The organism is Streptomyces sp. NPDC001502 (genome assembly GCF_042894785.1).
In the GTDB taxonomy this organism is placed as follows: Bacteria; Actinomycetota; Actinomycetes; order Streptomycetales; family Streptomycetaceae; genus Streptomyces; species Streptomyces kutzneri.
In genome coordinates, this window is the sequence record NZ_JBIAVW010000014.1 from 77285 (window position 1) to 101486 (window position 24202).

Sequence of the window (24202 nt, forward strand, 5' to 3'; positions counted from 1 at the left end):
CCGGCTCTGACAGCAGCGGATCAGCGTGTGGTCGTGCCCATCCCGTACCCGAGCGGGCAGGCGGAGCGGGGAGCAGGCCGGAGGCGTGTGCTGAAGGTCACCGCCTTCGAACTCCGCAAGAACCTCCCGGTGCTGTGGCCCCAGCTCAGCGTGTACGTCACCCGGGGCGGGGCCGCCTAGCATGTGGCTGGCGCCCGGGTGGGCGGCGGGGCATACGGGTGTGGGGGAAGAGTGTGAGCGGGAGCAGGGGCGGCGTGTGGGTGGCCGTTGTGGGGGTTGCGGCGCTCGCGGGGGTGCTCGGCGTCGGTGGGGCCGTGCTGGCTTCGGCCGAGGAGGACGGCCTCGACGGCTGGGTTCGGGAGCCCGCCGGGGCGGAGGCGCCGGCCCGCACCGGGGGAGATCCGTCGCCTGGCACGGTCGCGGCGGAGCTCGCCGCCGCCGCGACGGCCGCCGGGCTCACCCCGGGCGCCGCGCACCCCGCGGAGGAGGGGGAGCTCGCCGACTGCATCGCGGACTGGACCGGCGACGGCCCCGCCGACGGCGGCCGGCTGGCGGCCCTCGAAACCGCTCTGGAGGAACGCGGCTGGCAGGTCACGGCCCGCCAGGGCGGGCCCGCTCCGGCGGTGGCCCTGAAGAGCGGCTCCTGGCGGCTGCAATTCACCAACGGCGGCCTCGTCGACACCCTCTCGCTGGTGGCCACCCGCTCCGGCCGCACCTGCGAAGAAGCGTTCCGCCGCGCCGAGGCGACCCGCGGCAGGCCCTAGGTCCCCGCCGGCCTCAGTGGACCGCGCGGTGCCAGGTGGGGCCGTTGGGAGTGGTGGGGGTCGTCGTGGTGTGGAGTTCGGCGTCCAGGCCCAGGACCGCCGTCGTGGTGGTGCCCGAGGGTTCGAGGACGGCCGACGGGGCGCCCGCGAAGAGCATGAGGGATTCGGCCCACGCCGGGGGGCCGCCGAGGCCCGTGGTGCTGATGGTGCCGCTGTCCGCGCGGCCCACCATCAGGCGGCCCGCGGCGCCGACCGCGCCGTAGCCCGCCCGGCCGCCCGCCTCCGTGACGCTGGAGACGTGAGGCCGGACCGAGGGGCCCGCCGTCACCAGGGCGGTGCGGACGACCCCCGAGTCCGGGCGGCGGAAGTAGAGGCGGACGCCCGCGCCGTCCGGGCAGGCCGACAGGGGGACCGTGGTGGCGGGCAGGCCCGTCGGTGCGGGGCCGAGCAGCGGGGTGTCCGGGGTGCGCTGGGTCCAGGCCAGGACGGACGTCGTGGTGGTCGCGTACACGTGGCGCCGCCCGGCCGCGTCGATCGCCGTCACCGGGTCGCTCTGCAGGTCCTCGCCGCCGAGCCGCTCCCACGGGGAGAAACCGCCGTCCGGCTGCTGGGTGCTCGCGCGCAGGGTGCGGCGCGCGTCGCGGAGGTAGACGGTCAGGAGGCCCCGCGCGTCCACGGACACCGCGGGTGCGCTGATCGCCGAGGTGCCCTCGTCGTCGGTGCGTTCCGGGGTGCCGAGGGACTGCCATGGGCCGAACGGGCCATCAGGCACGGGCTGGACGGCGTACACGACCTCGCGCCGGTACTCCGCCGGCGCGGAGCCGAGGGTGGTGCGGGTGGCGAGGACGGCGACGCGGCCGCCGGGGAGGCGGGCGGCGGTGGCGCCCGGGTCGATGCCCGTGCCCGGGAGGAAGACCGGGCCCGCCCAGTCGCCGCCGGGGGTGCGGGTCCAGTACGCGGTCTGGCCGTCCAGCGTGGCGAAGGCCCACAGGCGGCCGGGCGTTCCCTCCGTCAGCCAGGAGGTGTTGTCGGCGCGCGTGTAGCGCAGCGACTGGGCCCAGTTGCGCCCGGTCGGGTTGCCCGCGACCTTGCGGTCGCCGCAGCCGGACGGGCTGCCGCAGTAGTCCTGGTGGTCCTGCCAGGCGTAGGTCCTCAGGAAGCCGGTCTTGGTCTCGGCGGTCTGCGGGTCCAGCGCGTGCGGGAGGGTGCTGTTGTGGTAGCCGAGGTAGCTCTGGACCGTGAAGTGCGGGCGCCTGCTGACCTGGGCGGCGTAGGCGGCGGTGGCGGCCTGCACGAAACGGGCGCCGTACATGTGGTCCTGGTGGTCGGTGTACCGGCCTGCCCCGTCCTCGCCGTAGCGGTTCGGCGTCGGGTCCTGCATCCGTATCGTCGTCGGCCGGTAGAGGTCCAGGACCCCGGCTATCGCCTGGACGAGCTGGTCCTTCGTGTACGTGAACGGCTGCTTGACCGGGGTGCCGGAGGTGAGCTGGGCGTCCAGCGCGGCTATCCGGCCGTTCCACAGGCCGCGCAGGCTCTCGGGGGTGTCCCCGCCGGTGCTGCGGGCCTCCCGCAGCATCAGCCACACCAGGTTGACCTGCGGCTTCGCTATGAGGACGTCGAGCTCGGCGCGCCCGCCCCCGGCGGTGGGTATGACCGTACGCTTCCACGCGCTGGTGCGGTCCCCGGTGGCCATCTGCGCGTACGCGGAGCGGATGCCGTTCTGCCGGGCCTCCGCGTAGTGGGCGCGGTCGGCGGGCTGTTGGGGGTCGGTGGCGGCGCCGCCGCGGGCCTCGTTGCGGCCGTCGGACTCGCCGGAGGTGAGGTAGGCGGTGGTGACCTGGGTGCCGGACAGCAGGGATCGGCTCAGGTCCGGGTTCATGAAGAACAGGTCGTCGTCGGGGTGGGCGACGATCTGGACGACCGAACCGGCGGTGACGCTCGCGGGCCGGGCCGTGGCCGGATTCTTCTCCTGGGTGGCTTCGGCGCTGGTCTGCTGGCCGGTGGCCACGGACAGCACACCGGTGGCGCCGGCTGTCAGCACGGTGAGCAGGGCCGCGAAGCGGCGACGGGTCACGGGCATCGGGTCACGCCTCGGGTCGTGTTCTGGGCGGAGAAAGCGTCGAACAGTCAGAGAGAGGGCGAAACGGCCGACTCGGTTCACCGAATTCGCGGATGACCGGTGCTTTTCCGGAACAAAATACGGACGTTGTTCGTCCGCCTACGGCGATGCGGGCGCGTTGCGCGGGCCCACCGGCTGCCACGGCGCGAGGTGCGCGTTCGGCGCGTCGGCCGAGGAGGTCACGTACAGCCGCGCGTCGAGCCCCACCACCGCCAGGCTGACCAGGCTCTTGCCGGTCATCGTGGAGGAGGGCGCGCCGACGAACATCAGCGGGGACCGTTCCCACGGCTGCCCCGGCCCGGCTTCCGAGCCCAGTTGGCCGCCTGCCGTGCGGCCCGCCAGCACGTGCCCGCTCGCCGTCACCGAGCCGAAGCCCTGGAGGCCGCCGAGGTCGGTCATCTGGCTCACCTTCAGCCCGCCCTCACCCGTGATCAGAGCGGTACGGACATTGCCGGAGCCGGGCTTGCGGAACCACAGCCGTACCCCGCCCTCGCGGCCGTCCGCGGTCAGCGGGAGCGTGGTGTCCGGCAGCCCGGTGGCCGTGACCTGGCCCAGCGGGGCGCCCGGCTTCGGCTGCACCCAGCCCACCACCGACTTGGAGGTGGCGGAGAACACCATGCGGCGCCCGGCGCCGTCGGTCGCGGTGGCCGGGGAGCCGTGCAGATCGATGCCGCCGTACTTCTCCCAGGGCCCCCAGCTGCCGTCCGCCCGCTGCACCCGGCCGCGCAGGCTGTACGCGCCGTCGCGGACGTACGCCGCCAACTGCCCGGTGCCGTCGACCGATACGGCCGGCGCGCTGATGTCGGAGGTCCAGGTCTCGTCCGCGGTCTCGGGGGTGCCGAGCGACTGCCACTCCGTGAACTCCTCGGCCCCCGGCTGCTTCTGGACGACGTAGACGACCTCGCGCTTGTAGTCGGTGGGCTTCGCGCCGAAGGAGGTGCGGGTGCCGAAGGCGGCTATCCGGCCGTCCGCCAGGGTCACGGTGCTCACGCCCGGGTCCATGCCGGTGCCGGGGAGCAGGTCCGGGCCCTTCCAGCGGCCGACGAGACCGGGCCGGTGCCAGAGCGCCACCTGGCCGTCGAGCACCTTGAAGGCCCACAGGCCGTGCTCGGGGTCGGAGGTCAGCCAGCTGGTGCTGGTGCCGCGGGTGTAGTTGATGGAGTCCGACCACCGGTTGCCGCCCGGCTGGTCGGAGACCTTGAGGTCGCCGCAGCCGGCGGGGCTGTTGCAGTGGTTCTGCCGGTCGAGCCAGGCGTAGGTGCCCAGGATGTCCAGCTTCTCCTTGGCCTCGTCCGGGTCCAGGGTGCTGGGGAGCGAGCCGTTTATGTAGCCGGAGTAGTTCTGCACCGCGAAGTGCGGGCGGTCCGTGACGTCCTTGGCGTAGGCGGCGGTGGCCAGCTGCACGAACCGGGCGCCGTAGAAGTGGTCCTGGTGGTCGGTGTAGCGCTTGGTGTCGGGATGCCGGCCGGGGGTCGGGTCCTGGGAGCGGACGGTGGTCGGCCGGTACTGCTCCAGGATGCCCACGAGGGTCTGGACGACCTGGTCCTTGGAGTACGAGAACTTCTCCGTGACCGGGGTGCCGGACGCGAGCATGGAGTCCAGGCGGGGCACCTTGCCGTCCCACAGCCCGTGCAGGCTGTCCGGGACGTTGTCGTAGACGGAACCGGCCTCGCGGAGCTGCAGCCAGACGAGGTTGACCTGGGGCTTGGCGACGAGGACGTCGACCTCGGCGTGGCCGCCGCCCTTGGTCGGGACGACGGTGCGGGTCCAGGGGCTGCCGCGGTCGCCGGTGGCCATCTTGGCGTAGGCGGCGCGGATGCCGTTCTGGCGGGCCTCGGCATAGGCGGCCTTGTCGGGCTTGGTGGTGGCCGCCTTGGCGGCGCCGGCGTTGATGCCGTCGGCCTCGCCGGAGGTCAGGTAGACCGAGGTGACGGGGTGGCCGGCGGATATGGAGTACCGCAGGTCCGGGTTCATGAAGTACAGGTCGTCGTCAGGATGCGCGATGACCTGGAGCACCCGGCCGGGGTCGGGCGGCTCGGGGGCGGGGGTGGGGGTGCCGGCCGCCTTGTCGGGGACGGTGGGGGAGCCGAGCCGGTCGAGGAGTTCGTTGCCCCGGAACAGGAGAAGGCTCCCGGCGGCGGTGACCACGCAGAAGGCGACGACCTTGACGAGGCCGGCCCGGCGGCGGCGACGGGGGCGGGACCCGACCCGGCCACCGTCTCGGGACCCGCTCCGGGCCCCGCCCTTGCCGCGGGCGAGGCGGCGCGCCCGGCGGCGGCTGTCGGTGGCTGTGGCTTCGGGGGCGGTGGCTTCGGCCTCGGGGGCTTCGGGGGCCTCAGCCCCGGGGGCTTCGGCGAACCCGGGGGCCTCGGCCGGCGGTTCGGCCGCGTCGGCCAAGTCCGCCTGCGGCGGGGCCTGATGGATCTGCTGGACATGGCGGGGCGGGTGCGCGTACGGGTGCTGCTGCTGTTGCGGGTGCCCCTGGTACGGCTGTTGTGCCGGATACCGCTGGTGCTCCTGGTACCCCTCGTACCCCTCGTACCCCTGGTGTCCCTCGTACCCCTGGCGTCCCTCGTACTGCCGCTGTCCCTTGTACTCCTGCTGTCCCTCGTACCCCTGCTCGGACGGCCAAGCCCGCTGCCCCCGCGCGGATCCGGTCGGCGCACCCTGCGGGTCCCAGGCTCCGGGGCCCTGCCAGGAGTCGGACATGAGGCTCCTTCCGGCAGGACGGCGGGGTCTACCCCGATGACGCGATGAATAATCCGATGATCAGAGAATCCTTGGCATCGTATGCGCCTCAGGTCGAACATTTGATCCGGACACGCCCAAACCTACGCCGCGGCCCGGGCGGGACTCCGCCGACCGGTCACAGCCCTTAGGCTCAGGAGCAGGGCCCGCCAGGGCAGCGCAGGCAGTGGCAGCGACAACCGCGGGAGGCGGCGGGATGACGGTCCCGGGACGCAGGAGCAGCACCTTCATCCGGCTGCTCCGCAGCGGCTTCACCGACCCCTCCACCGCCGCCCGGCTGCTCGACGCCGACGCGCTCGCGGCCGTACGCGCCGATCCCGTGCTGCTCGACGCCCTCGGCGCGACCGCCGACCCCGACCTCGCCCTCCTCGGCCTCGTCCGGCTCGCCGAGGCCCAGCCGGACGGCGAGCTGCCCGGGCTCCTCGACACCCTCGTCAGCGCCAAGCCGCTGCGCGACCGGCTGCTCGGCGTGCTCGGCGCCTCCGAGGCCCTCGGCGACCACCTCGCCCGCCACCCCCGCGACTGGCTCGGCCTCATCACCTACGAGGCCGCCGACCTGCACCCCGGACTCCCCGAGTTCGAGCTCGGCCTCGCCGACGCGCACGACCCCGTCGGCCTGCGCGTCGCCTACCGCCGCTGCCTGCTCTCCATCGCCGCCCGCGACGTCTGCGGCACCATCGACGTCGCCCAGACCGCCGCCGAGCTCGCCGACCTCGCCACCGCCACCCTCCGCGCGGCCCTGCGGATCGCCTCCGCCGCCGCCCCTGAGGACGCCGCCCTGTGCCGCCTCGCCGTCATCGCGATGGGCAAGTGCGGCGGCAACGAGCTGAACTACGTGTCCGACGTCGACGTCATCTTCGTCGGCGACTCGGTCCCCGGCGCCGACGAGGGCAAGGCCCTCCAGGCCGCCACCCGCCTCGCCTCCCACCTCATGCGGATCTGCTCGGAGACCACCGTCGAGGGCACCATCTGGCCCGTCGACGCCAACCTCCGCCCCGAAGGCCGCAACGGCCCCCTCGTCCGCACCCTCGCCTCCCACCTGGCCTACTACCAGCGCTGGGCCAAGACCTGGGAGTTCCAGGCCCTCCTCAAGGCCCGCGCCGTCGCCGGCGACGAGGCCCTGGGCGCCGAGTACATCGCCGCCATAAGCCCGCTGGTCTGGCAGGCCGCCGAACGCGAGAACTTCGTCGCCGACGTCCAGAAGATGCGCCGCCGCGTCGTCGACAACATCCCCGCCGCCCAGGTCGACCGCGAGCTGAAACTCGGCCCCGGCGGCCTGCGCGACGTCGAGTTCGCCGTCCAGCTGCTCCAGCTCGTCCACGGCCGCAGCGACGCCACCCTGCACTCCGGCACCACCCTCGACGCCCTGCACGCCCTCGCCGCCGGCGGCTACGTCGGCCGCGCCGACGCCGCCCAACTGCACGACGCGTACCGCTTCCTGCGCGCCATGGAGCACCGCATCCAGCTCTACCGGCTGCGCCGCACCCACCTCGTCCCCGAGGACGAGAACGACCTGCGGCGCCTCGGCCGTTCCATGGGCCTGCGCACCGAACCCGTCGCCGAGCTCAACAAGGCCTGGCGCCGGCACGCCTCCGTGGTCCGCCGCCTGCACGAGAAGCTCTTCTACCGGCCGCTGCTCGACGCCGTCGCCCAGCTCACCCCCGGCGAGACCCGGCTCTCCCCGCGCGCCGCAGGCCAGCGACTCGAAGCCCTCGGCTACGCCGACCCGGCCTCGGCCCTGCGCCACCTCGAAGCCCTCGCCTCCGGCGTCACCCGCAAGGCCGCCATCCAGCGCACCCTGCTGCCGGTGATGCTCGGCTGGTTCGCCGACTCCGCCGACCCGGACGCCGGCCTGCTGAACTTCCGCAAGGTCTCCGACGCCCTCGGCAAGACCCCCTGGTACCTGCGCCTGCTGCGCGACGAGGGCGCCGCCGCCGAGAACCTCGCACGCGTCCTGTCCGCCGGACGCCTCGCCCCCGACCTGCTGTTGCGCGCCCCCGAGGCCGTGGCCCTGCTCGGCGACCCCGAAGGCCTGCAGCCCCGTACGCACGAGGCCCTGGAGCAGGAGGTGCTCGCCGCCGTCGGCCGCGCCGAGAACCCCGAGGCCGCCGTCGCCGCCGCCCGCGGCGTGCGCCGCCGCGAGCTCTTCCGCACCACCGCGGCCGACATCATCGGCTCGTACGGTACGGAGGACAACCCGGCCGAGGAGGACCACGGAGCCCTCGTCGACCGGGTCGGCGGGGCCGTCTCCGACCTCACCGCCGCCACCGTCGCCGGGGCCCTGCGCGCCGCCGTCCACAGCCACTACGGCGATACGCTGCCCACCCGCTTCGCCGTCATCGGCGTCGGCCGCTTCGGCGGACACGAACTCGGCTACGGCTCCGACGCCGACGTCCTGTTCGTCCACGAACCCCGCGAGGGCGTCGACGAACAGGAGGCCGCCAAGGCCGCCCAGACCGTCGTCGCCGAAATGCGCAGGCTGCTCCAGCTGCCCACCACCGACCCGCCGCTGCTCATCGACGCCGACCTGCGCCCCGAGGGCCGCTCCGGCCCGCTGGTGCGCACGCTGGCCTCCTACGCCGCCTACTACCGGCGCTGGTCCCTGACCTGGGAGAGCCAGGCCCTGCTGCGCGCCGAACCGGTGGCGGGCGACGCCGACATCGGCGCCCGCTTCATCGAGCTGATCGATCCGCTGCGCTACCCGATGGAGGGGCTCGGCGAGGACGCCGTACGCGAGATCCGCCGGCTCAAGGCCCGCATGGAGTCGGAGCGGCTGCCCCGCGGGGCCGATCCGACCCTGCACACCAAGCTCGGCCGCGGCGGCCTCAGCGACGTCGAGTGGACCGTCCAGCTGATCCAGATGCGGCACGCCTGGGTCGAACCGGGCCTGCGTACCACCCGTACCCGCGAGGCCCTGGCGGCCGCCCACGCGGCCGGGCTGATCCCGACCGAGGAGGCGCAGATCCTGGACGAGGCCTGGGTGCTGGCGACCCGGGTCCGCAACGCCGTGATGCTGGTGCGCGGGCGCGCCGGGGACACCTTCCCCTCCGAGGCCCGGGAACTCGCGGCCGTGGGCCGCTACCTCGGCTACGCCGAGGGCACGGTAGGGGAGCTGCTGGACGACTACCGCCGCATCACCCGCCGTGCCCGGGCGGTCGTGGACGAGCTCTTCTACGGCGCGTAACCGGGGGCCGGAGCGGGGGCTTGGCCGCCCAACTGGCCAACTCTGGCCGGTGTCTTAACGATTTGCATATGATCACCCTCAACTACGGGGAGGCGTGACCATGTCAGATGATCTCGGCCAGGTGGACATGCGGTTGAACAGCGGGCCACCGGCGGGTCCGTACGCTCCGGGGGTCACCCCGGTCACCCCGGTCGCCCCGCCGTCGCCAGGCCCGTACGCTCCGGGCGTCACCGCATCGCCGGTGGTCCCCTACGCTCCGGGGGTCACCCCGCCGTCGTCGGGGCTGTTCGCTCCGGGCGGCTCCAAGGACTTCGCCTCGACGCCCGCGGAGAAGAGGGCGGCGGCGGACGTGATCGAGAACGAGCTGGAGCACGCCACCAAGACGGCCGCGGAGCACGCGGACGACGCCACCGGCAACGCCCAGAAGGGCTTAGAGGGCTGGGAGACGGCCGCCGGCCTGAAGAAGGTGGCGGACACGTGGGACCAGCAGGTGAAGACCCTGATGGGCCGCCTCGCCGGGGAGAAGATGGCGCTGCGCGGTGCCTCGGGCTACATCGCCGGCAACGACATCAGCCTGGGCGGTCAGTTCGCGTCGCAGTCGCAACTGCACGGGATGTAGGGGGCTGCGGTGCTGACCTACTACGAAATCATGACCACGGACCTCGGCCTGTTGACGACGGCCGCCGCCAAGTGGGATGCGATGGCGGGCGAGCTGAAGAAGGTCGAGACCCGCTACGGGGACACCGTCCAGAAGATCACCATGGGGGACAACTGGGTCGGCGTCAGCGCCACAGCGGCGCGGACGAAGTTCACGGCGACCCGCTACGAGTACTCCGCCGCGCAGAACCAGGCCAAGGCGGTGGCGAGCCTGTTGCGGGGCGCCCACGAACAGCTCGTCGACCTGAAGAAGAAGCTGGAGAGCGCCCGCGACGACGCGATCTCCGCCGGCATGACCGTCTCGGAGCAGGGGCGCGTCGCCTTCGACTACTCCAAGCTGACGCCTTCCGAGCGCAGCGCCTACCACCACGACCCCGACGGCCAGGAGGCCATCCGCACCGCGGTCGGCAAGTGGCAGAAGCACATCGACGACCGGGTCAAGGCCGCCTCCGACGCCGACCAGCACGTCAAGGACGCCCTCGTGGCGGCCGTGAACGACAGCAACAGGGATGCCCTGGGTCAGGGCAACGGCCGCGACGAGACCCTCACCGGCTTCAACAACTACGCCGAGGGCGACCTGGCGAAAGCCAAGAAGCTCGACGAAACCAAGATCAGGACGAAGACCGACACCTGGGATGTCGGCTGGAGCAGCACCGGCCCGGGCCAGTACGGCAAGGAGGCCTCGGTCAAGGCCTACGCCGACCTCTTCCACGCCACCGCGAAGGGAGAGGGGAGCCTCGGGCCGATGCAGCTCTCCGGGGTCGCCGACATCTACGGCGGAGGCCGGGCCACCGCGAACTTCGGCATCAGCGACAAGGGTCTGGTCGGCAAGGCCGAGGCGTCCGCGGGAATCCGGGCACTGGCCGAGGGCCGGGCCGGAGGCGAGTACCAGAGCGTCTACGGGCGGGCCGAGGGATTCGTCGGTGGCGAGGCCGGGGTCAGCGCGAAGGCGACCAAGGAGGAAGTGACCGTAGGTGCGAAGGCGTTCGCCGGGGCGAAGGGCAGCCTCACCGGAGGCGTGGAGTCCGGCGGCATCGGCGTCGGCCTGACGGCCGAAGGATGGGCGGGTCCCGGCGCCGAGGCCTGGTGGGGATACAAGAAGGACGAGGAGACCGGGGTGTGGAAGCTCGGCGGCAAGGCCGGCGCCTCGCCCCTCCTCGGTGGCTCCATAGGCCTGGAGATCACCGTCGATCCTGAGAAGGTGGCCAAGACCGCAGGTGACGTGGCCGACGCGGTGGGCGATACGGCGCACGCGGTCGGCGACGCCGCAGGCGACTTCAAGGACTGGTTGCTCGACTGATGTCCGATTCCATGGAAGGAGGGCCCCGGATGCCCACGACACTGCCGGTGCCGATCGAGTTCCGGCTGCCGGAGGGCTGGCTCCCGGCCCGTCCGGAGGGGTTCGACCCGGGAGTGGCCTTCGCCGCGGTGCATCCGCAGCCGGACGCCGGGTTCACCGCCAACATCACCATCGACGGCGGGTTCCCGAAGGACGGGGTGACCCTGGCCGAGATCGCCGACGCGTCGGTGGAGCACCTGCGTGAGTTCGCCGAGTCGGTGGAGGTGGTCCACCGACGCGAGGTCGGTTCCGAGGACGCGCCCGCCCTGACCCAGCGGCTGAGCTTCTCGGCCGTCGCCGACGGCGCCCGCCACGAGCTCGTCCAGTCCCAGGTGTACCTGTCCCTCGTGGACACCGGCGACCCGCACAAGCGGGCGATGATCCGCCTGGCCCTGACCGCCACCAGGGCCCAGCACGACGAAGTCCTGCACCAATTCCAGGACTTCGTACGCTCGGTGCGCCCGGACAACGGGGCGGAGAGCTGACGGTGGGGGGTTTCTGGGACAAGCGCACGGGGACCAGGTATCCGGCCCGTGGGGTCACGCCGGGGGGCGCCGAGGAGCTCCGGGAGGCGCTGCTCGCGCTCGGGGGCCCGGACGGGCTGTTCGCCGTCCGTGAGGGCACCCCGCGAGAACGTGCCGACCTGGTGGTGGAGTGCCGCGTCAGCGAGATGCGCCTGACCCTCAAGACCAGCATGCGACTGGTCCCCGCGAAGCACGAGGTGCGCGTACTCGAAGAGCGGTGGGAGCCCTCGCTGGAGCACTCCGGCGAGCAGTACGGCCGGGGGCCGGGCAAGGCGGTCTACCGGCAGTGGGAGTTCCAGCGGGGCGCCGACGGCCGCCGCCGCAAGGTGGAGACGTTCCGCTTCGACACGGGGCTGGTGAAGAACCCCCTGCAGAACGCGGTCCTCAGGGCCGGCTGGACCTGGCGCGGAGTGCTGTTCAGGCTGTGACCGGAACGGGCGGAGCGGACCGCGGACCCTTCGTGGGTCCTCGGTCCGCTCCACCGGGCGGGCGCGGGGTCAGCGCGCCGTGCCGAAGTCCTGCGTCCAGTAGTAGCCGGGCTGGGCCAGGCCGATACCGATCTCCTTGAAGGAGCAGTTCAGGATGTTCTCCCGGTGGCCCTGGCTGTTCATCCAGCCCTCCATGACCTTCTCGGGAGTGCTGTAGCCATAGGCGACGTTCTCGCCGTACGTGCTCCAGGTGTACCCGGCGCGGGTGATCCGCGCGCCCGGGTCCGAGCCGTCGGAGCCGGTGTGGGACATGTTGCTGTGGGAGGCCATGTCGGCGCTGTGGTCCTGCGCGGCCTTCGTGAGCTTCGCGTTGAGGGAGACGGCCTGGCATCCGGCCGAGGCGCGCTCCTGGTTCACGAGCGCGAGGACCTGGGCGATCTCGCCGGAGGCCGGCGGGGCGGCCGGCTTCGACGGCGCGGGCGCCTGCGGCTTCTTGGTGGCGACCGGCGGCTTCGGCTTCGGCTGCTGCGCGGGCGGCGTGGTCTCCACGACGGGCGGTGCGGCGGTCTCGGTGGGGCTGCTCGGGGAGGCCTCGGCGGGGCTGCTGCTCGGCGACGTGGCCGGGAGCGGGGCGTCCACGGGCGCCAGGGTGCTCGGAGTGGCCGAGGGCGTGGGCTGCCACTGCCACGGGCGCTGCTGCTGGTGGCTCGCGGTCCGCGTCCAGCCGTTGCCGTTGCCGTTGTCCTGACCGTCGAAGCAGGCCATGGCGGCGGTGGGAACACCCACGAGGGCGAGCGCGCCGACGCCGATGACTATTTTCTTGTAGGACGACTTCTTCCGATGCTTCTGCATGCCTGACCTCATTCAGTGATCGCGAAGCTTCCGGCGCCGGAATCGCAGGGCGCCGAAGAGGCCGCCATTCTTAAAAGCCTCTGAATGGCCTGGCAAGTTTCCGCTGATCACGAGCCTGGGGCGGTCGGCACGTGGCTTGAAACGGGACCGTGATCGTGCATCATCACGATTTGGTCACTCCCGCAACCGTCTGATGAGTACTCAGAAACAGCTGTGACCTGGCCGGTCGGGGACGGGTCTACCGGTACCGCACATTCCGTTTCCGGCGGAGAGGGGAATGTCAATTCCAAAAGGGACAAATATCGAAATGTCGGCGGGTTAACGCTCCGTCAAGAAAGCCCGCCGCCGACGTGCGCGCCGTGACGCATATCACTGTTTCCCGGCCGGGTGGCCCGGCGGGGCCGAGACAGCGCGAAGCGCCCGTTCTCCGACGTACGGCGGGAAAACGGGCGCTTCGCGCAGTCTCGCGGCCCTAGGGGGTGTCTTGCCGATCAGGCCGGATCGGCAAGACACCCCCTAGCGCGGTTCCATGGCCGCCGCCCGGCAGGCGCCGTTCGCGGCGCCACCCGGGACTCCTGCCGCGCTCAGGCCGCTCACGCAGCCCTGAAGATCGCCGCTCACGCCCTGCCGGCAGGACGCCGTGACGGCGTCGGTGACCTCGGCACCCGTCTGTGCGGCCATGTTCGTGCAGGCGGGGATGTCCGCGTGGGCGGCGGGGGCGACGAGGGCCGCGCCGCCGAGGGTGAGGGTCAGGCCGGTGAGGACACCGGCGATACGGGTTGACGAGCGCATGGGGCACACACCTGCTCTCGGAAGGGGGGCACGGGCGGCGGAGTTCCTACTCGGGGGCCACCCGGCAGGCGCTCACCGAGGTTCCGTCGGTTACACCTGCAGCGGTCAGGTCGGCCACGCACTTCTCGTTGTCGCCGGTCAGGCCGACGTAGCAGGCCATGCGGACGGAGTCCGGGGCCTCGCCGCCCCGCAGCTCGCTCTCGACCTGGTTGATGCAGGCCGTGACGTCCGCGTGGGCGGCGGGGGCCGACAGGGCGGCGCCGCCGAGGGCGAGGGCCAGGCCGGTGAGGACACCGGCGATACGGGTCGACATGCGCATGAGGACGTACCTGCTCTCCGAATTCGCCGCCGCCGGGTCCGGCCCTCCCCCGTACCGGACCGCTCGGCAGGACTTCCCACTCGTTCGGTGCTGGATCAGCTGTGCGGTTACCTCGACTGGACGGCGAAGAGCTGTACGGCGTACTCGCCGCTCGTGCCGATCCCGGTCTGCTTGTACGTGCAGTTCAAAATGGCGGCCCGGTGGCCCCTGCTGCTGGCCATCCAGCCGTCGACGTGGGACTTCGAGGAGGCGTGGCCCGGTCCGGAGACGTTCTCCGAGGACGGGCCCGCGGGCGAGTAGCCGGCCTTCTCCATGCGGGACAGGGCGGTGGACCCGTCCGAGCCGTCGTGCGCGGTCAGCCCGTTCGCCGCCATGTCGTCGGCGTGGGCCTGGGCGGCCGCCGCGAGCCGCGGGTCCACCGTCAGGGGATCACAACCAGCCTTCTCCCGTTCGGTGTTGACCAGAGCGAGGATCTCGCCCGGCGAGGACTGCTGCACGCTGCGGGTGACGGAGGCCGACGCTGGTGTGGCTGTCGCCGGGACGGCGATCGCGGTGGCCGCGCCGCCCAGTACGAGCAGCGGGACGGTACAGGCGGCGGCGCACACGCGACGGATCCGGCTGTTCTTGGTACGCATCAGAGTTTTCCCCTCGTCGGGGGTCGTGGTGAGCCGCCGATGGCACCCGCCTCTCGGGGGCGGGGTGCTGCGCGGCCTGTGCGGGCACGTGCACCGCCGCAGGCTGCTGCGGGGGCGCGCGCCTCCCTCCACCGTACGACCGGTGCCACGTCCCCACGACCGGGCGCCTCGGTGTGCGGCAACGGCGGGGGTGTGCCGGGTGGCCCGAGGGAGGCCGGTCACGGGGAGTGCGGCTTGCGGCGGAAGACGGCGACGTCGTCGCGGCAGCAGAAGGCGAGGTCGCCGGTGCCGGTGAGAGCGATGGCGGACAGGATCGGCAGAGCCCCGGCACACGAATCCCCGACATCGGCACAGGCGTCAGGCAGCTGATGCTGCTGCCGCGCAGCGGGTGCATCGGCCCGGGGTGGGGGAGCGGAAGGCGCGGTCACAGTCCTCGCACGACCGGAACGGATGGACCTCGCGGTCGGGGAGTACGGGGTACGGCGCCCAGAGGTCCGGGAGCCGGGGCGGTAGCTGTTCGTGCAGGCGGTGGGCGAGCAGGGCGGCCGGGGAGTGGATCACCGTCTGCGGCAGCCCACGCGTCAGCGCGGCGGTGACGGCGCCCGGCACGAGTCCGCGCTCCAGCCAGACGGCTGCGGCCGGCGCCAGCCGCACGGTGTCGCGCTCGGACAGCACCAGCCGGGGGTCACGCAGCCGCAGCCGGGCCAGTAGCTCCCGCGCCTGGAGCTCGACCTCCGGGGCGTCTTCCTCCGGGGCCCCATCCGGGGCGGGCTCGGGCGCGGGTTCGGGCGCGGGTTCGGGCTCAGGGCGGGTCTCCGGGGCGGACTCCGCACCGAGCTCCGCACCGAGCTCCGTACCGGGTGACGGCTGCGGCTCGCGCCGCTCGCGGTGCGTCTCCGCCGACCTGGCGGGTGGGTTGTTGTACGAGACCGTGCGGGTCACGACACGCCCGGACGGGAGCCGCTCCTGGAAGCGGGCCAGGTAACCGTGCGCCTCCAGCTCGCGCAGGGCGGCGGCGATGCGGACCTCGCCCTCGGGGAAGCGTTCGGCCAGGGCCTTGATGGTCACCTTGCAGCCGCTCGGGAGGGACTGGATGTGCGTGGCCAGCCCGATCGCCGTCATGCTCAGCTTGCGGTGCTGGGCGAGATGGTTGCCGATCTTGACGTAGCCGCGACGGTGGTCGTGGTTGATGTGCCGGATGCCCGACGGGACGCGCGCAGGGGCGCTAAGCTGCTGGTCAGCCATGGGGGAAGGGCTTTCTTCCGCTGTGGTCAGGCCCTCGCTCGGGATGCCAGTCCCGTACGAGGGCCGTACGCGTTTTATGGGGTTGTCGGGAGACAGAGTGCCCGGCGAATTGTCATATGCGCCAGCCCGGTTGGGGTGATTCACCCGACTGGGTGAGAGGGGAGGGGGAGGTGTGGAGAGGTCATTTCCCCGGTTATCTAATCCTTAGGCGTCGTGCGTGACCGGTGGCCGACCCACCGGATCGTGAAAACCTCGATCCGGTGAAATCGGACTCCCCAAATCCATTTCCGCCCACACCGTTTTCACCGGCGCGGGCCCGTGATCGATCCCCCAACGTGCGGCGAACGCGGCGACCAGAACCAGCCCCCGCCCCGATTCCGCCCCTGGCGTCGCCGGTGCTGCGGGCGGTGTGAACTCCCGCCTGGTGTCGGACACTTCGATACGCAGCGTAGGCCCGGCCGTGATCCGCAACGCGAGCCGGAAGTCCCGCCCCGGTACGCGGCCGTGGGTCACGGCGTTCGCGGCGAGCTCGGCGACGACCTGTGCGGCATCCTCGAACGGAAGCCCTTGTTCCGTGAGTCGGTCGACCGTGAGGGCGCGGGCGGCGCGTGCTCCGCGCGGGGTGGACGGGAGCGTGGCGACGAGGCAGGTTTCCTGATTCACGTGACTCAGCGTGGCCATCCGTGCGTAACCTGAACAGAGTTGAGGGCGCTGTGTACGACGGCTGTCCAAGGTCGTCCCGCCGTGTCCTCCCGGTCCCGTGGAGGTGGAAGTGAGCACAGACGGCACGGACGAGTCGAGCTGGGAACTCGACCCGGAGGACGAATCCGGGGCGGTCATCGCCGCGGTGGGACGCCAGTTGAAAATGTGGCGAGAGGCCTCCGGACTCGACCGGGCGAAGTTCGGCGAACGGATGGGTTACGGCGCCAATCTGATCTACAAGATCGAGCGCGGCGCCCGCATTCCGCGTCCGGAGTTCCTGGACAAGGCGGACGAGGTCCTGGGGGCGGGTGGGAAAGTCGCCGCCATGAAGGAGGACATTCAGCGGGCGCGGTACCCGAAGAAGGTTCGGGATCTCGCCAAATTGGAATCCGAAGCCGTCGAGCTCGGCGCCTACGCCAGCATTGTTGCTCATGGGCTCCTGCAGACGGAGGAGTACGCCCGGGCCCTCTACGCGCTGCGTCGACCCGCATACCCCGAGGATGAGATCGAACGCCTGGTAGCGGCTCGGCTGGCGCGGCAGCGGATTCTCGGCCACCCCGCGGCCCCGTTGCTGACTGTCGTGCAGGAGGAGGCCGTGCTTCGACGGCCTGTCGGGGGCAAGATGGTACTGCGCCGCCAACTGGAACACTTGTTGGAGGTCGGCAGCCTGCGCCACGTCGAGATCCAGGTCATGCCTACCGCAGTCGAGGATCATGCGGGCCTCGCCGGCTCATTGCAGTTGATGCGCCTCAGGGACGGAACGACCGTGGGGCACAACGAAGGTCAGCTGGTCAGCCGGTTGATCACCGAACCCAAAGAGGTCCAGATCCTGGACATGCGCTATGGCATGATCCGGGCACAGGCTCTGACGCCTCGTGAATCGCTGAAGTTCGTCGAGAAGGTACTGGGGGAGACATGAGTATCAAGCTGTCAGCCGAGGACCTCTCCCCACTGACGTGGGTGAAAAGCAGCTACAGCACCAACGACGGGCCCGAGTGCGTCGAGGTCGCCCACACCCCCGCCACCGTCCTCGTCCGGGACTCCAAGCGGCCCGAGTACGCCCGACTTGCGGTCACCCCGGCCGCCTGGAGCGGCTTCGTCGCCCACGCCGTCACCTCGTGAGACGGGTGGATTCCGCCGTCGAGGCCGTGTACCGGTACCGGCGGCCGGATCCTGCGTGCTGGGACGTCGTGGTCGACGCGGTCTGTTCCGAAGCGTCGAGCTACGACGCCGACAGCGCGCTGGTCCAGGCGGGCCGGGCCGTCACCCGGCATGCCGACCGGATCGCCGAGGACCTCCGCCGACAGCAGGGGTTCTTCGGGACCGCCGTCGGCCACGGCGTGGAGGTGCGCGCCCTGGCCCTTGCCGGGATGGGCGACCTGCGGGCGTTGCCGGCCCTGCACAACCTCGGCGAGCACGGCGGCCTTCCCACCCAGCGACCGCAGTCCCGCATCCTGGCCGAGCTGCCCGCGGAAGGGCTGGTTCCCACGATGCGGACCGTGCTGCAGAAGGGCAGTTACCGGGCGGAAGCCACCCTCGAAGTGCTCTCGGCCTGGGGACCCGACGCCGCGCCCGCCGTGCCCGAGGTGACCGGGTTCCTGGACACCGAGTACGCCTACGACGCCCTGCGCGTCCTCGGCCGGATCGGGCCCGCCGCGGCCGGGACGGCGAACCGGCTGACCGAATTCGCCACCGGTCGTGCCCCGCGCGCCGGCCGGCACCACCCGCGCCGGGCCGCCTGGGCGCACTGGCGGGTCACCGGCGATCCGACCCTCGCCCTCGACGTGTGCGGAGCGGCGGTACGGTCCGGGACGGCCGGCCACGGCCTGCCCTTCCTCGCCGATCTCGGCCCGCTGGCCGCCGCCCACGCGGACACCGTGCGCGGCCTGATGGAGTCGCCCGGCGCGTGGACCCGGGTGGCCGCCGCGCACGCGTACTGGCGGATCACCGGGGACCCGGAGCCCGCAGTGCCGGTGCTGCTGGCGGAGGTGGATCCGGCCTGGGCGGGGAATCCGGCCATGCCGGTGCAGGAAGCCGTCCGCCGCCTCGGGGAGATCGGCGCCCCGGCCGCCACCGCGGCCTCCCTGCTGGGCTGGATCCTGGCGCAGGAGGAACGGCTCGGCCACCCCTTCACGGGCGTACGGATCCTCGCGGACGCGGCCTACGTCCGCACCCTCACCGAGGCCCTGGAACGGATCGCTCCGGGCGCGGGCGGCCCCGTACCGGCGCCCTCGAAGGAGCTCGTACCCGTACCGGCGTCCGCGCGAAGGCGGTTCCTCCGGTTCGGGCGCCGGGTCTGACATTCCCAAGTGCCCAGTAGCGCGGCGGGGTTACGGTGAGAGCATGTTCACCGTTCGTCGCGCCGGCCCGTACGACGGGGGCATCCTCGGCGAGATCCACGCCGCAGCCTGGGAGGCGGCCTACGCCCCCTTCTTCGATCCGGAGTTCGCCGCACGTGGTGTCCAGAGCAGACGAGCGCGGTGGCACGAAAGGGTCGGGCAGCCGGACACCACGATCCTGCTGGCCGAACACGACGGCCGTCCTCTGGCGCTGACCGCCTTCAGGAGCTCTTCGACCCGGCCGGGTCTGTCCGAGATCCTCTCCTTCTACAGCCACCCCGACGGCTGGGGCAGCGGCATCGCGGCCGCGCTGATGACCGGGACGCTGGACCACCTGCACGGCGACGGGTTCGCCCGGACTCACCTGTGGACCCTGCGCGACACCCCGCAGTCCCGCCGCTTCTACACCAAGTGCGGCTTCACCGAGAGCGGCGCCGCCCGACCCTTCGACTTCGGCGACGGGAACCCCCTCACCCAGGTCGAATACGAGCGCGCGTGCTGACACCCCGCGAACACCGCCGGGCTCCGCCGGGCTCCGCCGAACTCCGCCGAACTCCGGCAGAATCCGGCTGCCGTTCGCCTGACGTACCCGCTGCCGTCACACCGGGCTCCCTCTCCGGTACTCCAGGGGCGCTGTTCTAGGGAGCGCTCAACCACCCTCCACACAGCAGAGGTCTCTCGCCATGGCAGAACTCAACCGCCGCCGTTTCCTCCAGCTCACCGGCGGCGCCGCCGCCCTGAGCCTGCTCAACGAGAGCATCGCGCGCGCCGCCGCCATCCCCGCGCAGGGGACGACCGGAACCATCGCCGATGTCGAGCACATCGTGGTCCTGATGCAGGAGAACCGTTCCTTCGACCACTACTACGGCGCGCTGCGCGGTGTCCGAGGCTTCGGCGACCCGCGCCCCGTGACCCTGCCCAGCGGCAAGTCCGTCTGGCACCAGGCCGACAACGCGGGCAAGGAGACGCTGCCCTTCCGCCCGCCGTCCGACGACCTCGGCATGGAGTTCCTCCAGGGCCTCAACCACGACTGGGCGGGCGGCCAGAGCGCCTTCAACAAGGGCAAGTACGACAACTGGGTGCCCGCCAAGACGCCCGCCACCATGGCGTACCTGACGCGCGACGACATCCCGTTCCACTACGCCCTCGCCGACACGTTCACCCTCTGCGACGCCTACCACTGCTCCTTCATCGGGTCGACCGACCCCAACCGCTACTACCTCTGGTCGGGCCACACCGGCAACGACGGCACCGGCGGCGGCCCGGTCCTCAACAACGCCGAGGCCGGCTACGGCTGGACCACCTACCCCGAGCGCCTGGAGCAGGCCGGCATCTCCTGGAAGGTCTACCAGGACATCGGCAACGGCCTCGACGCCGCCGGATCCTGGGGCTGGATCGACGACGCCTACCGCGGCAACTACGGCGACAACTCACTCCTCTACTTCAACAACTACCGCAGCGCCCAGCCCGGCAGCCCCCTCTACGACAAGGCCCGCACCGGCACCGACGCCAGGACCGGCGAGGGCTACTTCGACCGGCTGCGCGCCGACGTCGCCGCCGGCACCCTGCCCCAGGTCTCCTGGATCGCCGCCCCCGAGGCCTTCAGCGAGCACTCCAACTGGCCCTCCAACTACGGCGCGTGGTACATCGCGCAGGTGCTGGACGCGCTGACCTCCAACCCCGACGTGTGGGCCCGTACCGCGCTGTTCATCACCTACGACGAGAACGACGGCTTCTTCGACCACGTCGTCCCGCCCTACGCCCCGGCCGACGCCAACCAGGGCCTGTCCACCACGCCGACCGCCCTCGACGTCTTCCCCGGCAAGGCGGGCTACGTCGCCGGACCGTACGGGCTGGGACCGCGCGTCCCGATGCTCGTCGTCTCGCCGTGGAGCACCGGCGGCTACTCCTGCTCCGAGACCTTCGACCACACCTCCGTGATCCGCTTCATGGAGAAGCGCTTCGGTGTGCACGAGCCCAACATCTCGCCCTGGCGCCGCGCCGTCTGCGGTGACCTGACCTCGGCCTTCGACTTCGCCCGCCGGGACACGGCCACGGTGTCGCTGCCCGACACCGGTTCGTGGGAGCCGCAGGACCGCGAGCGCCACCCCGACTTCCGGGCCACCCCGCCGGCCGTCGGCAGCATGCCGCGCCAGGAGAAGGGCCTGTGCCGCACCCGTCCGCTGAAGTACGCCCCGTACGTGGACGGCGCCGCGCTCACCGGCGAGGGCAAGTTCAAGCTGACCTTCAGCGGCGGCCCGGACCTGGGCGCGCAGTTCTACATCACCGCGGGCAACCGGACCGATGCCCCCTGGACGTACACCACCGAGGCCGGCAGGTCGATCTCGGACACCTGGAACACCCGCTACTCCGCCGGCGTCACCGACCTGACCGTCCACGGCCCCAACGGCTTCCTGCGCGGCTTCCGCAACCCGGGCACCACCCCCGGCCCCGAGGTCACCGCCCGCCACAACACCACCACGGGCAATCTGGACCTCACCCTCACCAACGCCGGGGCGTCGACCGCGACGCTCACCGTCACCAACGCCTACGGCGGCGGCCCCAAGCGCCTCACGGTCGCCAAGGGCGCCACCGTCACGTACAGCGTCTCCCTGAAGAACACCCGACGCTGGTACGACGTGACGGTCACCGCGTCCGAGCTCGCAAGCTTCGGCCGCCGCTTCGCCGGCAAGGTCGAGACCGGCGCGGCCGGCCTGTCGGACCCGGCGATCCTGACGAACCAGGGCTCCTGACGAACCAGTCCTCCTGACCCGATGACCCCCTGACCCCCTGACCCCCTGACCAGACGACCGCGCCCGCCCCCCGGACTTCTCCGGGGGAGCGGGCGCTGCTTGGATGTCGGGATGAGCGATGACCTTCCCGACGGATACGAGATCTCCACCGACGCCGCCCGACTGGACGTCGGACTCGTCCACCGGTGGCTGTCCGAGGACGCGTACTGGGCGCTCGGGCGCAGCCGGCAGAAGCAGGAGGACGCCATCGCGGGCTCCCTGAACTTCGGCCTCTACGACCAGGCCTCCGGGGCCCAGCTCGCGTACGCCCGCGTCGTCACCGACCGGGCCACCTTCGCCTGGCTCTGCGACGTCTACGTCGATCCGGGCGCCCGCGGCAAGGGGCTCGGCGGGGCCCTCGTCGACGCCGTGTGCGCGCACCTGGAGCCGTACGGGCTGCGCCGGGTGCTGCTCGCCACCGCCGACGCGCACGCCGTCTACGCCCGGGCCGGCTTCGAGCCCCTCACCACACCCGGGAAGTGGATGGCCCTCGGGCAGCAGTAGCCTCCGGGGCCTCAGGCGCGGGTGCGGACCCGGACCCGGTTCAGCAGTGCCGCGGCCGGGTGCGGGCCCGCGTGCACGGGGTGGCGGGGCAGGCGGTGGGCGAAGGAGCCGTACCAGGACCGCGAGACCGTGTAGCCGAAGGCCAGGCAGAGCATGCCGCCCACGGCGTCGAGCCAGAAGTGGTTGGCGGTGGCCACGATGACGACGAGGGTCGCCGTCGGGTAGAGCAGGCCCAGGATCCGGGCCCAGGGGGCCGAGGCGACCGCGAAGATCGTCAGGCCGCACCAGAGCGACCACCCTATGTGCATGGACGGCATCGCGGCGTACTGGTTCGACATCTGCTTGAGGTTGCCGGAGGCCATGGAGCCCCAGGTGTGGTGGACCAGCACGGTGTCGACGAAGTTCTGCCCGTTCATCAGCCGGGGCGGCGCGAGCGGGTAGCAGTAGTAGCCGACCAGGGCGACGCCCGTGGTGGCGAAGAGGACCAGACGCGTGGCGGCGTACCGCCCCGGATGGAAACGGTAGATCCAGACCAGCACGCCGATCGTCACGACGAAGTGGAGCGTGGCGTAGTAGTAGTTCATGCCCACGATCAGCCACGTCACGGAGTTGACCGCATGGTTGACCGACTGCTCCACGGCGATGCCGAGGGTCCGCTCGACGCTCCAGATCCAGTCGGCGTTGGCGAGGGCCGCCGCCTTCTGCTCGGGCACCGCGTTGCGGATCAGCGAGTACGTCCAGTAGCTGATCGCGATGAGCAGGACCTCGAACCAGATCCGCGGCCGGCGCGGGGCACGCAACCGGGAGAGCAGGGTGCGCTCGGACCCCGGGCGGGTCTCGGTCTCGACCACGGTGGGTGATGAGACGTCCGTCCGGGTTTCCAGTGTCTTCACGCTCGATTCACCCATGGGCAGAGTCTGCCAGATGCGTTCCCGCCTCCGATCATCCCTCGGTACGGTCTTCGGCGCAGCCGCTCAGACCTGGGTACTACGTCGCCGCGTCAGCCCCCCACCTTCCCCGCGACGATCTGCTGCCCGCGGGTGGCGTCGACCACGATCGGGACGCCGTCGGGGAGCTGCCCTTCGAGGTCGTCGAGCAGGTCGTCGATCGGCGGGAGGTCGCCGGGACTGCGCACGTGGACGTAGAAGGTCCTGGACTGGGCGTCGACTCCGGTGACCGCCGCGCCGGGGCTGGCCGAGAGCCAGCGCTCCGCGGCGGTCCAGGTCCGCGAGGTCCACGCGTTCAGCAGGACCGTGGTCACCGTGTTGGCGCCCAGGGGGAGCGCGACCGCGGCGAACAGCAGCCCCAGCATGACGTAGGCCCCGCGGGGCGCCCCGGCCCGCTCGGGGTGTCCGGCGGCCCGGGTGTACCCGAGGACGGCGAAGACCACCATGCCCGCGAAGACCATGGCGAGGAGGTTGGACACGAAGAGCACCAGCGCGCCCAGCGCGAGCCACCACGACGTCTGGCCGGCGCACACGCCCGTCACCACGAGCGGCGGCACCAGGGAGATCGCGATCGCGACCCCCGGCAGGACCGCGGCGACGTCCTTGCGGGACAGCGCCACGGCGCCGGCGAAGCCCGTGGCCAGCGCGGCGATCAGGTCCAGGAGCCCGGGGGAGGTCCGGCTGGAGATCTGACTGTCCGACAGCAGGTCGTAGGCGGGTGGCACGACCAGGGAGGCCACCGCGCCGATCAGGAGCACCAGCAGACCGCCGAGCGCCACGAAGGCGAGGGCGGTGGAGCGGCGGCGCTGCACGGCGCCGAGGGCGATCCCCATGATCGGCGTGGAGAGCGGCGCGATGATCATCGCGCCGATGACGGTGGCGGTGGAGTCCGTCAGGATGCCGCACGCGGCGATCACGGAGGACAGCGTGAGCATGGTCCAGAAGGCCGACTGCTTCGCCCGGCTGTCGCCCGACGACAGATCGAGATCCTCCTGGAGGTCCTCCAGGGAACGTCGCTTGTGGTCGGGCAGGATCCTGTCGCGAAGCCGGCCGGGCATGGGCATCTGCCCAGTATCAGGACCGGGGTGGCTGCGCCGCCGCAGGGACACGTGCCGCTGCCCCGGGCGGCCGCCGACGCCGCCGGCTGGGTACTAGGGCGTGTTCTAAAAGTAGCGCCGGGCGCCCGAAGGGCGCGGCTCGCGGCGTCTGGTGCCGTGCATCGCAAGGCGGAGGATCGCCCGCCTACTGGACGTAAGCGGGCGTTCCGACAACGCGGCGAGGCGCGGTGCCAGGCGCCGCGAGCCAGGCGGGA

Annotated in this window: 23 protein-coding genes; 13 read left to right on the forward strand and 10 right to left on the reverse strand. The window is 72.0% G+C overall.

All coding sequences use genetic code 11. The features are described from left to right. The first annotated feature begins 33 nt into the window (after positions 1-33). A complete protein-coding gene (locus tag ACFY0D_RS24190; protein ID WP_390800152.1) occupies positions 34-180 on the forward strand; it encodes a hypothetical protein in 147 nt (48 codons plus the stop codon). Between the two features lie 80 nt (positions 181-260). After that, a complete protein-coding gene (locus ACFY0D_RS24195; RefSeq protein ID WP_390800153.1) occupies positions 261-764 on the forward strand; it encodes a hypothetical protein in 504 nt (167 codons plus the stop codon). A gap of 13 nt (positions 765-777) precedes the next feature. On the opposite strand, the gene ACFY0D_RS24200 is transcribed toward ACFY0D_RS24195, so the two are convergent. Both ACFY0D_RS24200 and ACFY0D_RS24205 read right to left on the reverse strand, forming a co-directional pair. Further along, positions 778-2844, reverse strand: a complete 2067-nt coding sequence (locus tag ACFY0D_RS24200) for a PIG-L family deacetylase (protein ID WP_390800154.1) — start codon at positions 2842-2844, stop codon at positions 778-780. Positions 2845-2982: 138 nt separating this feature from the next. Beyond that, the gene (locus ACFY0D_RS24205; RefSeq protein WP_390800155.1) at positions 2983-5592 is read right to left on the reverse strand and encodes a PIG-L family deacetylase; all 2610 of its coding nucleotides are present in this window, start codon (positions 5590-5592) and stop codon (positions 2983-2985) included. Between the two features lie 235 nt (positions 5593-5827). Between ACFY0D_RS24205 and ACFY0D_RS24210 the strand changes: the two genes are divergently transcribed. The 5 genes from ACFY0D_RS24210 (at position 5828) to ACFY0D_RS24230 (ending at position 11763) form a co-directional block, all read left to right on the forward strand. Next, positions 5828-8815 carry a bifunctional [glutamine synthetase] adenylyltransferase/[glutamine synthetase]-adenylyl-L-tyrosine phosphorylase gene (locus ACFY0D_RS24210; protein WP_390800156.1) on the forward strand — a complete coding sequence of 996 codons (2988 nt, stop codon included), beginning with the start codon at positions 5828-5830 and terminating at the stop codon, positions 8813-8815. A 100-nt stretch (positions 8816-8915) separates the two neighbouring features. Then, on the forward strand, positions 8916-9434 hold the full coding sequence (locus ACFY0D_RS24215; RefSeq protein ID WP_390800157.1) for a hypothetical protein: 519 nt from the start codon (positions 8916-8918) through the stop codon (positions 9432-9434). A 30-nt stretch (positions 9435-9464) separates the two neighbouring features. Next, a complete protein-coding gene (locus ACFY0D_RS24220; RefSeq protein ID WP_390800158.1) occupies positions 9465-10772 on the forward strand; it encodes a hypothetical protein in 1308 nt (435 codons plus the stop codon). Between the two features lie 29 nt (positions 10773-10801). Continuing rightward, positions 10802-11296: a hypothetical protein gene (locus tag ACFY0D_RS24225; RefSeq protein ID WP_390800159.1), complete on the forward strand. Its 495-nt coding sequence runs from the start codon at positions 10802-10804 to the stop codon at positions 11294-11296. A 2-nt stretch (positions 11297-11298) separates the two neighbouring features. Further along, complete coding sequence (locus ACFY0D_RS24230) at positions 11299-11763, forward strand: hypothetical protein (protein ID WP_390800160.1); 465 nt, start codon at positions 11299-11301, stop codon at positions 11761-11763. 69 nt (positions 11764-11832) lie between these two features. Here ACFY0D_RS24230 and ACFY0D_RS24235 read toward each other — a convergent pair whose 3' ends face one another. The 6 genes from ACFY0D_RS24235 to ACFY0D_RS24260 all read right to left on the reverse strand — a co-directional run bounded on the left by ACFY0D_RS24235 (position 11833) and on the right by ACFY0D_RS24260 (position 16269). Beyond that, positions 11833-12615, reverse strand: coding sequence for a CAP domain-containing protein (locus ACFY0D_RS24235; protein WP_390800161.1), 783 nt, complete (start codon positions 12613-12615; stop codon positions 11833-11835). 516 nt (positions 12616-13131) lie between these two features. Beyond that, the gene (locus ACFY0D_RS24240; protein WP_390800162.1) at positions 13132-13407 is read right to left on the reverse strand and encodes a hypothetical protein; all 276 of its coding nucleotides are present in this window, start codon (positions 13405-13407) and stop codon (positions 13132-13134) included. Positions 13408-13453: 46 nt separating this feature from the next. Then, positions 13454-13726: a hypothetical protein gene (locus tag ACFY0D_RS24245; RefSeq protein WP_390800163.1), complete on the reverse strand. Its 273-nt coding sequence runs from the start codon at positions 13724-13726 to the stop codon at positions 13454-13456. Between the two features lie 107 nt (positions 13727-13833). Then, positions 13834-14361, reverse strand: a complete 528-nt coding sequence (locus ACFY0D_RS24250; protein ID WP_390800164.1) for a CAP domain-containing protein — start codon at positions 14359-14361, stop codon at positions 13834-13836. A 357-nt stretch (positions 14362-14718) separates the two neighbouring features. Continuing rightward, a complete protein-coding gene (locus tag ACFY0D_RS24255) occupies positions 14719-15606 on the reverse strand; it encodes a helix-turn-helix domain-containing protein (protein ID WP_390800165.1) in 888 nt (295 codons plus the stop codon). Between the two features lie 204 nt (positions 15607-15810). Then, on the reverse strand, positions 15811-16269 hold the full coding sequence (locus tag ACFY0D_RS24260) for an ATP-binding protein (protein ID WP_390800166.1): 459 nt from the start codon (positions 16267-16269) through the stop codon (positions 15811-15813). 109 nt (positions 16270-16378) lie between these two features. On the opposite strand from ACFY0D_RS24260, the gene ACFY0D_RS24265 reads away from it, so the two are divergent. The 6 genes from ACFY0D_RS24265 to ACFY0D_RS24290 all read left to right on the forward strand — a co-directional run bounded on the left by ACFY0D_RS24265 (position 16379) and on the right by ACFY0D_RS24290 (position 21943). After that, positions 16379-17227 carry a helix-turn-helix domain-containing protein gene (locus ACFY0D_RS24265; protein ID WP_390800167.1) on the forward strand — a complete coding sequence of 283 codons (849 nt, stop codon included), beginning with the start codon at positions 16379-16381 and terminating at the stop codon, positions 17225-17227. Further along, positions 17224-17430, forward strand: a complete 207-nt coding sequence (locus tag ACFY0D_RS24270; RefSeq protein WP_390800168.1) for a DUF397 domain-containing protein — start codon at positions 17224-17226, stop codon at positions 17428-17430. The genes ACFY0D_RS24265 and ACFY0D_RS24270 overlap by 4 nt, the downstream gene beginning before the upstream one ends. Beyond that, positions 17427-18608, forward strand: coding sequence for a hypothetical protein (locus tag ACFY0D_RS24275; RefSeq protein WP_390800169.1), 1182 nt, complete (start codon positions 17427-17429; stop codon positions 18606-18608). Before ACFY0D_RS24270 ends, ACFY0D_RS24275 begins: the two co-directional genes overlap by 4 nt. 43 nt (positions 18609-18651) lie before the next feature. Then, positions 18652-19149 carry a GNAT family N-acetyltransferase gene (locus ACFY0D_RS24280; RefSeq protein ID WP_390800170.1) on the forward strand — a complete coding sequence of 166 codons (498 nt, stop codon included), beginning with the start codon at positions 18652-18654 and terminating at the stop codon, positions 19147-19149. A gap of 181 nt (positions 19150-19330) precedes the next feature. Then, the gene (locus ACFY0D_RS24285) at positions 19331-21400 is read left to right on the forward strand and encodes a phosphocholine-specific phospholipase C (RefSeq protein ID WP_390800171.1); all 2070 of its coding nucleotides are present in this window, start codon (positions 19331-19333) and stop codon (positions 21398-21400) included. 111 nt (positions 21401-21511) lie between these two features. Next, positions 21512-21943, forward strand: a complete 432-nt coding sequence (locus ACFY0D_RS24290) for a GNAT family N-acetyltransferase (RefSeq protein WP_373038898.1) — start codon at positions 21512-21514, stop codon at positions 21941-21943. A gap of 11 nt (positions 21944-21954) precedes the next feature. Here the strand turns inward: ACFY0D_RS24290 and ACFY0D_RS24295 are convergent, their stop codons facing one another. Beyond that, entirely contained in the window at positions 21955-22851 is an 897-nt protein-coding gene (locus ACFY0D_RS24295) for a phosphatase PAP2 family protein (RefSeq protein WP_390800172.1), read from the reverse strand. Between the two features lie 92 nt (positions 22852-22943). Then, positions 22944-23954: a DUF389 domain-containing protein gene (locus ACFY0D_RS24300; protein WP_390800173.1), complete on the reverse strand. Its 1011-nt coding sequence runs from the start codon at positions 23952-23954 to the stop codon at positions 22944-22946. Positions 23955-24202 lie beyond the last annotated feature (248 nt).